The 12,804-nt window shown below is 33.7% G+C and carries 11 protein-coding genes; 6 read left to right on the top strand and 5 right to left on the bottom strand.

The window, feature by feature from the left end; translation table 11 throughout:
* The first annotated feature begins 124 nt into the window (after positions 1-124).
* The 3 genes from BB050_RS15805 to BB050_RS15795 all read left to right on the top strand — a co-directional run bounded on the left by BB050_RS15805 (position 125) and on the right by BB050_RS15795 (position 6,123).
* On the top strand, positions 125-1,510 hold the full coding sequence (locus tag BB050_RS15805; protein WP_066034216.1) for a TolC family protein: 1,386 nt from the start codon (positions 125-127) through the stop codon (positions 1,508-1,510).
* Between the two features lie 12 nt (positions 1,511-1,522).
* Complete coding sequence (locus BB050_RS15800) at positions 1,523-4,813, top strand: efflux RND transporter permease subunit (protein WP_066034215.1); 3,291 nt, start codon at positions 1,523-1,525, stop codon at positions 4,811-4,813.
* A 221-nt stretch (positions 4,814-5,034) separates the two neighbouring features.
* Positions 5,035-6,123 (top strand): efflux RND transporter periplasmic adaptor subunit, encoded by a 1,089-nt coding sequence (locus BB050_RS15795; protein ID WP_066034214.1) that lies wholly within the window; start codon positions 5,035-5,037, stop codon positions 6,121-6,123.
* Positions 6,124-6,396: 273 nt separating this feature from the next.
* Here the strand turns inward: BB050_RS15795 and BB050_RS15790 are convergent, their stop codons facing one another.
* Both BB050_RS15790 and BB050_RS15785 read right to left on the bottom strand, forming a co-directional pair.
* Complete coding sequence (locus BB050_RS15790; RefSeq protein ID WP_123906999.1) at positions 6,397-7,329, bottom strand: hypothetical protein; 933 nt, start codon at positions 7,327-7,329, stop codon at positions 6,397-6,399.
* A gap of 60 nt (positions 7,330-7,389) precedes the next feature.
* Positions 7,390-8,010 (bottom strand): hypothetical protein, encoded by a 621-nt coding sequence (locus BB050_RS15785; RefSeq protein ID WP_066034212.1) that lies wholly within the window; start codon positions 8,008-8,010, stop codon positions 7,390-7,392.
* A 71-nt stretch (positions 8,011-8,081) separates the two neighbouring features.
* Here BB050_RS15785 and BB050_RS15780 point away from each other — a divergent pair, with 71 nt between their 5' ends.
* Complete coding sequence (locus tag BB050_RS15780; RefSeq protein ID WP_066034211.1) at positions 8,082-9,053, top strand: hypothetical protein; 972 nt, start codon at positions 8,082-8,084, stop codon at positions 9,051-9,053.
* A 67-nt stretch (positions 9,054-9,120) separates the two neighbouring features.
* Here BB050_RS15780 and BB050_RS15775 read toward each other — a convergent pair whose 3' ends face one another.
* On the bottom strand, positions 9,121-9,354 hold the full coding sequence (locus tag BB050_RS15775) for a hypothetical protein (RefSeq protein WP_066034210.1): 234 nt from the start codon (positions 9,352-9,354) through the stop codon (positions 9,121-9,123).
* 557 nt (positions 9,355-9,911) lie between these two features.
* Positions 9,912-10,460: a type 1 glutamine amidotransferase domain-containing protein gene (locus tag BB050_RS15770; RefSeq protein WP_066034209.1), complete on the bottom strand. Its 549-nt coding sequence runs from the start codon at positions 10,458-10,460 to the stop codon at positions 9,912-9,914.
* Between the two features lie 366 nt (positions 10,461-10,826).
* Between BB050_RS15770 and BB050_RS15765 the strand changes: the two genes are divergently transcribed.
* Positions 10,827-11,162 (top strand): hypothetical protein, encoded by a 336-nt coding sequence (locus BB050_RS15765; protein WP_123906998.1) that lies wholly within the window; start codon positions 10,827-10,829, stop codon positions 11,160-11,162.
* A 67-nt stretch (positions 11,163-11,229) separates the two neighbouring features.
* Here BB050_RS15765 and BB050_RS15760 read toward each other — a convergent pair whose 3' ends face one another.
* On the bottom strand, positions 11,230-11,658 hold the full coding sequence (locus BB050_RS15760) for a cupin domain-containing protein (protein WP_066035191.1): 429 nt from the start codon (positions 11,656-11,658) through the stop codon (positions 11,230-11,232).
* A 136-nt stretch (positions 11,659-11,794) separates the two neighbouring features.
* Here BB050_RS15760 and BB050_RS15755 point away from each other — a divergent pair, with 136 nt between their 5' ends.
* Entirely contained in the window at positions 11,795-12,718 is a 924-nt protein-coding gene (locus BB050_RS15755; RefSeq protein ID WP_066034207.1) for an SMP-30/gluconolactonase/LRE family protein, read from the top strand.
* Positions 12,719-12,804 lie beyond the last annotated feature (86 nt).

The following is a 12,804-nucleotide window of genomic DNA, read 5'->3' as shown; positions in this document are numbered from 1 at the left end:
TTTTCAAAAAATGACCAATTCAATTCGTCATTTACTAGTGCAGTACATCACTTAACCTGACTTTTATCAGTGTAAGAGAAATAAATTTGTTGCATCAAAAATATTCTATATCACACTTGAGTTTATGTATTTCAAAAAAATTACCTTATTATTTTTGTTGATTTTTGCCTCAGCCGGCTACGCTCAAACCCTGTCTTTAAAAGAAGCCATAAAGATAGGACTTGAAAACTACGGTTCTATCCGAGCAAAAAACAATTACACCAATGCATCAAAAGAGACTCTCAAACAATCTCGCCGTGATTATCTGCCAAACCTGAACTTATCGGCACAGCAGGATTACGGAACCGTAAACGGACAAAACGGACCGCTTTATGGTTTTGGAGGTTTAGGAGTTGCTTCATCAGGACTTCCGTTGCCAGAGCAAAACTGGAACTCGGCATTTGGTGCACTTTATTTAGTCAACATGAACTGGGATTTTTTCACTTTCGGAAAAACACAGGAAAAAATCAATTTATCTAAAATTGATGTTCAGGCTAAAGAAAAAGATTTAGAGCAGGAAAAATTCCAGCAGGAAATCAAAATCTCAGCGGCTTATTTAAATTTATTGGCGAGCCAAAGATTACTGATTTCGCAGCAAAAGAATTTAGACCGTGCAGAAATTTTCAAAAAGACTGCCGTTGCAAGAGTTAAAAACGGATTATTAGCTGGAGTTGATTCTACATTGGCTACAGCCGAAGTTTCTAAAGCAAAAATGGCTTTAAACCTAGCTAAAAATTTCGTTAAGGAACAAAACAACAAATTAGTCGATTTAATGGGCGTTGCACCGCAGGATTTTGTTGCCGATACTTTATTTGTAACTCAGATTCCGAAAGAATTGGTAACCAAAGAAACGGCTACAGACAGTCTTCACCCATTATTACAGTTCTATAAAACCAAAATCGATTACAGCAATCAGCAGGTTAAATTGTATAAAAGATTCTATTATCCAACCATGAGTGCTTTTGGCGTTTTACAGACCAGAGCCTCGGGATTTGATTCTTCTTATGCCACCAATCAAAACGCATTTACTAGAAATTATTGGGATGGCGTAAATCCAGACCGCACGAACTATTTAGTTGGAGTTGGAATTACGTGGAATTTAACCACACCTTTCCGTTCAAGCAAACAAGTAAGCGCTCAGAAATTTGTATCTCAAGCTCTGCAGGAAGAATACAATCAGGCCGATAGAGAATTGAAGTCTCAACTGGCTTTCGCCGAAGATAAAATCAAAATTACTTTGGAAAATTATGCCGAAGCGCCGATTCAGGTTGATGCCGCACAAAGAGCTTACATTCAGAAATCGACATTATACAAGAATGGTTTAACCGATCTAACCGATTTAACACAAACCATTTACACGCTGAACCGTGCTGAAATCGATCGAGATATTGTCAATAATAATGTGTGGCAGTCGTACTTATTGAAAGTCGCCGCAACAGGAAATTTTGACTTATTTATAAATGAATTTTAATTATAAATCCTAATGAATTTAATACGTTTTGCACTCCGCAAACCCATTTCCATTTTAGTACTGGTTGCGGGTCTATTTTTCTTCGGAATTGGTGCCATCAAAGACATTAAGGTAGATATTTTACCAAAAATGAATTTGCCGGTTATCTACATTGCGCACCCGTTTGGAGGTTATACGCCAGACCAGATGGAAGCTTATTTTGCCAAAAACTACGTAAACGTTTTACCTTTCTCAAACGGTATCAAATCGGTAGAAACCAAAAATATTCAGGGGTTAATGATTATGAAATTAACCTATTATGAAGGAACCAATATGGCGCAGGCAGCTGCCGAGTTAAGTGCGCTTTCAAACAGAATCCAAGCGGTTTTTCCTCCAGGAACACAACCTCCGTTTATAATTCGTTTTGATGCTTCTTCACTGCCAATCGGACAATTGGTTTTGAGCAGTAAAATCAGATCCAACAACGAATTGCAGGATTTGGCCAACGTTTATGTTCGTGCTTCTTTTACTTCGATTCCTGGTTTATTATCTCCAGCACCATTTGGAGGAAGCCCAAGAACTATTGAGATCAACGTAGATCCAGATTTATTGCGTTCGCACAATATGACGCCAGACCAAATCGTAGAAGCGATTCGTTTAAACAACCAGACGGCTCCATCAGGAAACGTTCGTATGGGCGACAAAAACTATATTACGCCAACCAATAATACGATTAAAGAAATTAAAGATTTTGAACAGATTCCGTTATTCAAAGGCGGTGTTCAAAACTTAAAACTGGGTGATGTTGCATCAGTAAAAGACGGTGCCGACATTACAGCGGGTTATGCATTGGTAAACGGAAAACGTTCGGTTTACATTAGTATTGCAAAAGCGGGAGACGCTTCTACTTGGGATGTGGTTCAGAAATTAAAATCTGAATTGCCTAAAATTCAAAGCACGCTTCCTGAAGACGTAAAATTATCTTATGAATTTGACCAGTCCGTTTATGTAATCAACTCGGTTAAAAGTTTGATTACTGAAGGAATCATTGGTGCGGTTTTAACGGGATTAATGGTTTTATTATTCTTGGGTGACCGCCGTGCGGCTTTAATCGTAATTATGACGATTCCGATTTCGGTTATTTCGGGAGTTTTATTCCTTAAATTATTCGGACAGACGATTAACTTAATGTCTCTTTCGGGATTGGCTTTGGCAATTGGTATTTTGGTTGACGAAAGTACCGTAACGATCGAAAACATTCACCAGCATCTCGATATGGGAAAACCAAAAGCACTCGCCATTTGGGACGCCTGTAAAGAAATCGCGTTGCCAAAATTATTGATCCTTCTTTGTATCCTTGCCGTATTTGCTCCAGCATTTACCATGGTGGGTATTCCAGGAGCATTGTTCTTGCCTTTGGCTTTAGCAATTGGTTTCTCAATGGTTATTTCGTTCTTATTATCTCAGACTTTTGTACCTGTAATGGCCAACTGGATGATGAAAGGACATGAAAAACATGCACACGGACCAGAAATTACGGATGACGAAGCGGAGTTTAACGACTGCGGTTTAACGCCAGAATCTGAACAAAATCTGATTACTCAGAAAAAAGTTTATGTAGAAAGAGAAGATACTAACAACAACGGAAAAATCAGCGCTTTCGAACGCTTCAAGATTCGTTTTATGCGAACATTAGACCGTTTATTTGTTCACAAAAAAATAACGAGTATTACGTATCTGGTTTCTGCAACTGCGCTGGCTATTGTATTTATTACTTTTATCGGAAAAGACGTTTTCCCAAGAACCAATTCAAGCCAATTCCAATTGAGAATGCGTGCTGTTGATGGAACTCGTTTGGAAAGAACAGAAGAACAAGCTAGAATCGTTTTAAAAGAATTGGAGAAAATGGTCGGAAAAGAGCATATCGGAATCTCATCTGTTTATGTGGGTCAACACCCTTCTCTATTCTCGATTAACCCGATTTATCTGTTCATGGCAGGTTCTCACGAAGCGGTTTTCCAAGTGAGTTTAAAAGATTATGAGGCAGATATGGATGACTTTAAAGATGAATTTAGAGCAAGACTTAAAAAATTGCTTCCAGATACTAAACTTTCTTTTGAGCCAATCGAATTGACGGATAAAGTTTTAAGCCAAGGTTCTCCTACTCCAATTGAGATTCGTGTGGCTGGAAAAGATAAAAAGAAAAACGAATTGTACGCGACTCAAATTGTAGACAAACTAAAAGCGATTTCGTATTTCAGAGATGTTCAAATTGGTCAGCCAATACATTATCCAGCAATGAATATTGATATTGATAGAACTCGTGCTGCCGAATTGGGAGTCGATATGAATGATATTTCGCGTTCGCTTGTGGCTTCGACCTCATCTTCTCGTTATACCGAAAAAAATAACTGGGTAGACGAAAAAGCAGGATTATCATATTCTGTACAGGTTCAAGTACCTTTGAATAAAATGAAAAGCAAAACCGATATTGGAGAAATTCCGGTATTAAAAAATTCGCTTCGTCCGGTTTTAAGTGACGTTGCCAAAATTACACCGGGATTTGTAAGCGGAGAAAATGACAATTTAGGGGCCATGCCATACATTACCGTTACAGCAAACATCTATAAAACCGATTTGGGGACGGCTTCAAAAGATGTGAGCAAAACAATTAGTTCATTGGGCGAATTACCTCGTGGTTTGTTTATCACGCCAATCGGACTAAGTACTGTATTGACAGAGACATTAAGCAGCTTGCAAACAGGATTATTGGTCGCTGTGTTTGTAATCTTCTTAATGCTGGCCGCTAATTTCCAATCGTTCAAGGTTTCGCTGGTAATCTTAACAACAGTTCCTGCCGTAGTTTTAGGATCTTTATTAATGCTGACTTTAACTGGTTCAACATTGAATTTACAATCGTATATGGGAATCATCATGTCGGTTGGGGTTTCTATTGCCAATGCCGTACTTTTGGTTACCAATGCCGAACAGCTCCGAAAAATAAACGGAAACGCCTTAGAATCTGCGAGAGAAGCAGCAGCATTGCGTCTTCGTCCGATTATCATGACTTCTGTTGCGATGATTATGGGTATGTTGCCAATGGCAATTGGACACGGCGAAGGAGGCGATCAAGTTTCTCCGTTAGGAAGAGCGGTTATCGGTGGATTATTATTTTCTACTTTTGCCGTATTATTGATCCTTCCGCAGATATTTGCGTGGGCACAAGAAAAAACATCGACACAATCTGTTTCTTTAGATCCTGAAGACGAAGAAAGCATCCATTATATCTCATCATTGAGTAAGTCGAAAGTTGGAAAGTCCTAACTCGTTGAGTGTAATTATTTTTTTAACACATAGAAACATAGATTTTAGTTTTTAAAAAAAGGTAAAAGAAAAAACTAGTTTTCACACATAGTCCCGATAGCTATCGGGATGCATTTAAAAAAGTGAAACGCCTTTTATGCACAAAGAAAAGCTATGTTTCTATGTGTTAAAATAATTACTCCCAAAGAATTAAAAACATATTCATTATATAAAACCAAAAAATGAACACTAAAATTATAAAATATAGCCCGCTGTTTCTAGTAGCAGTATTTTTCATGAACAGCTGTAATTCTAAAAAAGAAGAACCTGTTAAAGCAGAAATTGAACCTAAAGTAGAAACTTTCCTATTAGCGAAAGAAAAACTGACGACAGAATTACGTTTGCCAGCCGAATTAACCGGTTTCCAACAAGTTGATTTGTATGCAAAAGTGAGCAGTTTCGTAAAAACCTTAAAAGTTGATATTGGTTCTAAAGTAAAAAAAGGACAGCTTTTAATTGTTTTGGAAGCTCCAGAAATCAGTTCGCAATTGGCTGCAGCCGAATCAAGACTGAAATCTATGGAAGCGATTTACGCAACGAGCAAAAGCACTTACAACCGTTTGTACGAAACGAGCAAAGTGGAAGGAACGATTTCTAAAAACGATTTAGAAATGGCAAGCGGCAAAAAGAATTCTGATTACGCACAATACCAAGCAGCTATTGCAGCACATAAAGAAATCTCGATTATGAGAGGTTATCTAGAAATTCGTGCTCCTTTTGACGGTGTTGTAGCAGCTAGAAATGTGAATTTAGGAACATTTGTTGGCCCGCAAGGAAAAGGATCTGATTTGCCTTTATTGACGATTCAAGAGCAAAGCAAATTACGTTTGGCGGTTTCTGTTCCAGAATTGTATACAGGATATTTGCACCCAGGGGACGAAATGAGTTTTAATGTAAAATCTTTGCCAGAAACTTTTACGGCTAAAATTACCAGAATGTCTGGCGCTTTAGATTTAAAACTGCGTTCTGAAAGAGTAGAAATGGACGTTCATAACACCAAAGGAAATTTATTGCCAGGAATGGTTGCCGAAGTTTTGTTACCGCTTAACGCGAAAGACAGCACGTTTGTAGTGCCAAAATCGGCAGTAGTGAATTCTGCAGAAGGTTTATATGTAGTGAAAGTAGTAAACCACAAAGCGACAAGAGTTGATATTAAAAAAGGAAGAGAAATCGAAGATAAAATTGAAATTTTCGGCGATTTGACTCCAAACGATAAACTGGTAAAAATTGCCAGCGAAGAAACTAAGGAAGGCGATGTCATAAACGAATAATACCGATTATGTATTCAATACAGTCTAATAAAAATTAGACTGTTTTCATACTATATCGGCATTGATAACCTGCGTTTTAGTCTTCAATTTAGTGATTACCAAAAACTGTACGCATTCTTAGGAATGCAAATTTAAAAATTTGCCTAAAAGGGCAGTTCTACTTTAATTGGAGGGACTGTCCTTTTTTTGTTTTTTTTAAAAGTATTTCTGCAAAATTTTCAACTATTTAAATTATCAAAAAAAATCTAACAGAGTAAAAATTTCCATTTTAAATTAATTGTGTTTATCCCAATTTTTATATTCATTCCACAATCCTTCTGAAGCAGGTCTCACTTCATTAGTTCCAGGTTCCATATAAAAAAACATAGCATTGTTTTTATTTTTAGGATTTCTTAAGTTATTTTCAAAATTTGACTTCTTTAGAATTTCCTCCCTCAATGCATCTAAAATTGTTTCAATATCAATAAAGGTTTTTTTGATCATCCAAGATGTTAGAAAGGCTAATGTGATCTGCTCGCTTTCGTAAATTTTACGGATTCCTTTAAAGTGCCTAATAGCAGTATCAGATGCTAAAATTTTTAAATTAAAATTAAATCCTTCAAGTTTAATCTCACCATTAAAAATATGATCATCTTTTTTATTATGCAATAATCTTGATCTATAATCATATAAACGTGCAACAAACTCTCTGTTTAAATCCGCAATTGTATTTCGAATTTCTAAATTTGAGAATTCATTATTTTGTCCTGCAGCAGCTTTTGCCAATTTAGTCCAATAAAGAGTATCAGACTTATTGATTTTACAAATGTAACAGATGAGATGACTTAAATAATCGTAAACAGATGATATTTGAAAGATAACATTATCAAAAACAGAAGACATTTCTAAATCAACTTGTTTAAAGTGTGGATTACCAAATGGAAAAGCACTTAAATAATGTGGATTAGCTTTGTAAAGTTGATTTAAGTTGTGCTCATGAAAGTCTAATTGTGATAAAAATATCTGATATTGATGCACAAGAGAAAAAACTCTATAATGGACATTTTCTTTAAGAATAAAGATATTTTCTTTTGAGTTAACATCCGTTGAGTGATCATCATACATAACACACAAAGAGCGAATTCCATGTTCTGCTCGTATACTTTGTTTCCTTATATCTCCATAATCTAAAACACGATCTTGAATGTCTACAATATTAGTTTCCAATAGGCTTTTTTTGAGGTTAAATAACTTTATTAAATATTCTTATTTTTGAATTAAAATTTTCTAGACAATTCTAAATTTTTGAAAATTATAAATCCTGCTATTAGCCTCCAATAAATCTTTTATTGCTTGAACTCTAAAAACCATTTCGCTTTCCGTAGCGTAAATAAACCCAGAGTTTGTCCTATGAAATAAATGATATATTAATCCAAAATTTTGTATTCTATCCATTATAAATTTAAAAATTGATTCATGTTCGGATAAGTAATATTTAAATTTAAATTCGTCAACTTTATAAAAACCACGATACTTCTCTTTAAATATATCACTTTCTAACAAATCAAGTAAATTTTGAAGATCCTGCTTAAATTCATTTATTAAGTAATAAAATAGAATCATATAAAATTCACTATGGATATTCATTGTTTTTTCTGTTTCAATTATTGAGGATGATTTGTAGTAATCTCCTCCAGTATCATTTTTCTTGATAAAATCATCATTAAAAAATGTCCCAAAAGGAATATTTTCGAACTGTTTTAAAAACTTAAATTGATCATCACGAACTTGAAACATATTTTTATCATATATTATGTATCCGTTTTGATATGATTTACTAAAATTTGTAAATCGATCTGAAAGAATTTGATAAGATCGTGATATTTTATTGTAAAAATTTATATCCATTTTTTTATTTATTTATAAAACATTATATGTAAAACTTGGTCAATTATAAAGATTAATAATAATCAAAATATATGAAACATCAAACGCTTTCTCAAAAATTAGATCAAATAGAAAGAAAAGTAAAAAACAAAGTATATAAATGTATCTATGAAGATTGTAATGAAATTGCTATAAAGTCTCATGTTTTACAGAAAAATGGTATTTTAAATAGTATCAGTTACAATAATCATCTATATCAAGTAATTGGCAACTCACCTTTTGAAGAACAGACTAAAGGCAAATTTCAATTTCAAAAAATTGGAATAAATAATATTTATACATTTCCTGGGTTTTGTAAAAACCATGATGCTAGTATATTTTCTTCTATTGAAAATACAAAAAAAATGGATTTAAAATCTGAAAAAAATCTTTGTCTTTTTGCATATAGATCATTGTGCCAAGAAATAAGACGTAAGGAAATGGCATTTGATATAGCAAGTGGATATTTAGATATATCAACAGGAATTAAATCAGTTGTTTTTTTAAGTAATTATAAAAAAGGTATTCTTAATAGTTTGAACAATTTATTATTTTTTAAAAAAGAGTTTGAAAACGAATTGAAAAATAATAAAAACCGTTTTATCTATAAAGTTTGCGAAATCAATAGATTAGAAATTTGTATTTCCAGTCCAATTAATATTATAGATTCTGAAAATTCATTATCTAGAACTAATTTAAACGGAGAAAGAATTAATCCATTTACGACAAGTATTATCAATATATTTCCATACAAAGACAAATCGTATGTACTAATTGCTTTTCATGCTGACTATATTTGTAAATGGTCAGAAATTTTATTTGAAAAAATTATCAACTCAGATGATGCCCAAATAAAAAAAATAATTTCTGATTTAATTTCGACTAGAATAGAATTTTGGTGTATATCTCCAGAATTATATAATACATTAGATGAAAAGAAAAAAAAGGAGCTTTTTACAATCTGGGAGAAAGAAGCTTTTAACCATAGTTGGAATATAGAAAATACCTTTAACTTATTTCAGTAACAAAATAGTTCGTTATTTAAAAGAAAACCTCGACCTTAAAAAAATCGAGGTTTTTCATTTTTACAATTTACTCCTCACTCAAATAAGGATTCAAAATTTCCGCCAATTCATTGAGCCAATAATAATTGTCTTCAAAATTGGTTAGTCCAATTTGGAGGGTTTCGTGTTGTCGCATTACGCCGAGAGCTAAAATGCAATTTACTTGTCTTAAGATTTTAGCCATATCTTCAGGATCTATAATATGGTTAAAAAAATCAATCAGCCTTGTTTCGGCTTCTTTGGAAAGGGTGTTTGAATTCATAATGTCGTAGTATTAGGAATATAAAAACCCTTGCATCTTAGTGTTCCTAACGCCTACGACAGCGTTTACGGTCGTTTCCGATACCGTACACATAATACAAGGGCAAGTCTTGTTCAAATCTAAAGTCGTAATTATAGGAATTTCAAATGTAAGAAAACTTTTTAAAAAGAAAGATTTTTCTTTCAATTATTATATTCCTTTTATCAAATATAAGAAATCTATATTTCAGCAGGCATTTATCGTAGCTTTGTCATTACAAGGAACGAAGCAATCTCATTAACCATAAGTTACAAAGTCTGATTTTGTAAATGTGGTTGCTTCGTTCCTCGCAATGACAAACTGTATGAAAAAAAATTACAAAGATTTGTCTGGCTGAGCGAAGTCGAAGCCCGCAATCTAAATCTACAATCTTTGTAGAGCTACTTGCGAAGATTTCTCGTTCCTCGAAACGACAAAATTGGGGATAAGAAATTAAACTAGCTATTATAAAAAAATGCAAGACCAAAATATGATCCTGCATTTTTTATAATTTGATAAATCTAAAAGAAAACAACTTTTTACGCTCTCTGGCGTTCATGTATTCCCTCTTTAATTTCTTCCACCATTTTTTTATTAAAAGCGGGTAAATCATTCGGGTTTCGGCTGGTTACTAATCCGTTGTCTACGACAACTTCTGAGTCTTCCCATTGTGCTCCGGCATTTTTCAAATCGTTTTTAACAGAAAAGAACGATGTTACTTTTCGACCATCCAAAACATCAGCATCCACCAGAATTTGAGGTCCGTGACAAATTGCGGCTACCGGTTTTTTACTTTCAAAAAAGGAACGTACAAAATTTACCGCAGCTTCTTCCCTTCTTAATGAATCAGGATTTATTACTCCTCCAGGCAGAACCAAAGCATCGTAATCGGCTTCATTTGCCTGATCTAATACGACATCAACATTATATTCGTTGCTCCAATTTCCGTCTTTCCAAGCTTTGATCGTTCCAGATTTCAAACTGACGATATCTGCATTCCAGCCTTGCTCTTCCAGATAGGCTTTAGACGATGCTAATTCTGATTCTTCGAAACCGTTTGTGGCTAATATGGCGATATTCTTTTTCATAATTTCAAATATTTAAACGTTATTAATTTTGATTTACCTAAAATTAGTTATTTGAGAAAGCCAGAGAAAATAGACCGTGTTAAAGCTTTCTTTAATAAAAGTTAATTAATTGGCAATCAAATTTTTATTAAAAAATAAAATGAAATTATGTAAAATTTAGGTCAATTTGGTTTACTATTTTATAAGCATTTTATGAATCAATCAAGATTTCATTTCTACGGATTTTTTTTCAGACTTAAAAACTCTAACGACATAAAAAACTTAAAAAAACCTTATTTTAATACAAAAAAAACTTTTAGGGGTAATATCAATAAAATATGCCGTTTTAAATTTACTGACCTCGAGACAAACCAAATACCACTTCTTATGCCACTTACAAAAAAAATTGCGGAATTAATGTCCAAAAAATACAATACCAATATTACTATTTTGGGCGATTACGAGGGCAGCAATCATACTTCGATTCTTGATAATGACAACGGAACAATCTTAGTTGTTTCAGATCGGAATCAGTTTTATTTTAAAGATCGGCATCGCAATCTTTGGCTGTCGGTTCTGGATCCGTTTCAAATAGATGGAAAAAAGCATTTTCCCGAACTTGGAGATTCTTATACGCTCAATCACGGAGTGCAATACAGTTTTACAACACAAGAGGCAATCGTTGAAATGGCTTCTCTCTATTTTGCAAAACATGCAGATTAATGGTGCCCTCAATGCTAATTTACTTCGGATTGAAAATGACCAAAATTTCAAAAGACAAGAAAGCAACCTATCTCAAATCCTTTTTAATAACTAAATATTTCAAGTCTGTTTTTCCAGCATTGCTAATTCCGTGTTCGGCATTTGGCGGACAATAAAAACTCGTATTCGGGCCTGCTGTAACGGTTTTTCCGTCAAGGAAGAATTCGGCGGTTCCCTCTAAAATGTAGAAGAATTCTTCTTCAGGATGGTGGTGCGGCGCATGCGTGGATTTTCCAGGTTCGACAATACTCATTTTTAAAGTGTTTTCTTGAGTGAAATCTTTATTGGCAAACCAGTATTGGTAACCTACTTTGGTTTTGGTGGCTTTGTTGATATCAAAATGATTGACACAGTTTTCGATGGTGTATTGTGGAGTCTCTTTTTTGGTTTCCTGACAGAAGGTCTTTTGGAAAAATAAAACAGCGATTGTGGTTTGTAGGATAGTTAGCGTTTTCATTTTTTGTTGTAATGTTACGAAAAATGCTTTTGATAAACTGAAATTAAAATAAAATTCTAATTTCATTGCACTTAATATCAGAAATAAAAACTACTTTTAAAACCGCTTCAAAAGCAAGTTTTTAAACCTTTTTATAATGAACCCACTCCAACTTAAAATAAAATCACACTTTTTATTTCTTATTACTTTAACTTTTACAAATTTTATATACGCTCAGTCATTAAAAGAAAAAAGCCATTCCATAATAGCAAAAGGAGCAGTTCTCACAAAACTATCAGACCAATTCAGTTTTACAGAAGGACCTGCTTCAGATAAAAAAGGAAATATTTATTTTACGGATCAGCCGAATAATAGAATCATGAAATGGTCGGTTAATGGCCAACTTTCTGTGTTTATGGAAAATGCAGGAAGAGCTAACGGTTTGTATTTTGATCACACAGGCAATCTTTTGGCTTGTGCCGATGAAAAAAATGAACTTTGGAAAATAGATGAAAACAAAAAATATACTGTAATACTAAACAACTTCGAAGGAAAAAGGCTGAATGGCCCTAATGATCTTTGGGTTGACACAAAAGGCGGTATCTATTTTACAGATCCTTTTTACCAAAGGGATTACTGGAAACATACCTCGAAAGAAATAGAGAAAGAATGCGTTTACTATTTATCTCCTGATAAATCCAAAATTATCAACGTTGAGAGTGATCTTGTAAAACCAAATGGCATTATTGGAACTTCAAACGGAAAAACGTTATACGTTGCTGATATAGCAGGAAACAAAACGTACTCTTATACAATTGAAAGCAATGGCTCTTTAAGTAAAAAAACGCTGTTTACCGAATCGGGTTCAGATGGAATGACAATAGACGAGTCCGGAAATATTTACTTATGCGGAAAAGGAGTTACCATATTCAATCCAAAAGGAGAAAAAATAGCTCATATTGATGTTCCTGAACCTTGGACAGCTAATGTTTGTTTTGGAGGAAAAAAATTTAAAACATTATTTATTACTGCCAGCAAAAGTGTTTATACGATAGAAATGAATGTTCGCGGAATGAAATAATCGATAAATCATCGCTTTTTCAGATTAAAAAAAACTTGAAAATCATCTAAATTTGACTCAAATTTAGTTTGAATTTTGTTTTAAAC

Source organism: Flavobacterium anhuiense (genome assembly GCF_001705175.1).
Lineage (GTDB): Bacteria > Bacteroidota > Bacteroidia > Flavobacteriales > Flavobacteriaceae > Flavobacterium > Flavobacterium anhuiense.
This window is presented reverse-complemented; position numbering and strand designations above follow the sequence as displayed.

What these genes read in the sequence shown, in the direction of transcription:
- BB050_RS15780 (WP_066034211.1), top strand. Translation starts at nt 8,082, where the DNA reads ATGAAACATCAAACGCTTTCTCAAAAATTAGATCAAATAGAAAGAAAA.
- BB050_RS15775 (WP_066034210.1), bottom strand. Translation starts at nt 9,354, where the DNA reads ATGAATTCAAACACCCTTTCCAAAGAAGCCGAAACAAGGCTGATTGAT.
- BB050_RS15760 (WP_066035191.1), bottom strand. Translation starts at nt 11,658, where the DNA reads ATGAAAACGCTAACTATCCTACAAACCACAATCGCTGTTTTATTTTTC.
- BB050_RS15770 (WP_066034209.1), bottom strand. Translation starts at nt 10,460, where the DNA reads ATGAAAAAGAATATCGCCATATTAGCCACAAACGGTTTCGAAGAATCA.
- BB050_RS15785 (WP_066034212.1), bottom strand. Translation starts at nt 8,010, where the DNA reads ATGGATATAAATTTTTACAATAAAATATCACGATCTTATCAAATTCTT.
- BB050_RS15755 (WP_066034207.1), top strand. Translation starts at nt 11,795, where the DNA reads ATGAACCCACTCCAACTTAAAATAAAATCACACTTTTTATTTCTTATT.
- BB050_RS15765 (WP_123906998.1), top strand. Translation starts at nt 10,827, where the DNA reads ATGCCACTTACAAAAAAAATTGCGGAATTAATGTCCAAAAAATACAAT.
- BB050_RS15795 (WP_066034214.1), top strand. Translation starts at nt 5,035, where the DNA reads ATGAACACTAAAATTATAAAATATAGCCCGCTGTTTCTAGTAGCAGTA.
- BB050_RS15805 (WP_066034216.1), top strand. Translation starts at nt 125, where the DNA reads ATGTATTTCAAAAAAATTACCTTATTATTTTTGTTGATTTTTGCCTCA.
- BB050_RS15800 (WP_066034215.1), top strand. Translation starts at nt 1,523, where the DNA reads ATGAATTTAATACGTTTTGCACTCCGCAAACCCATTTCCATTTTAGTA.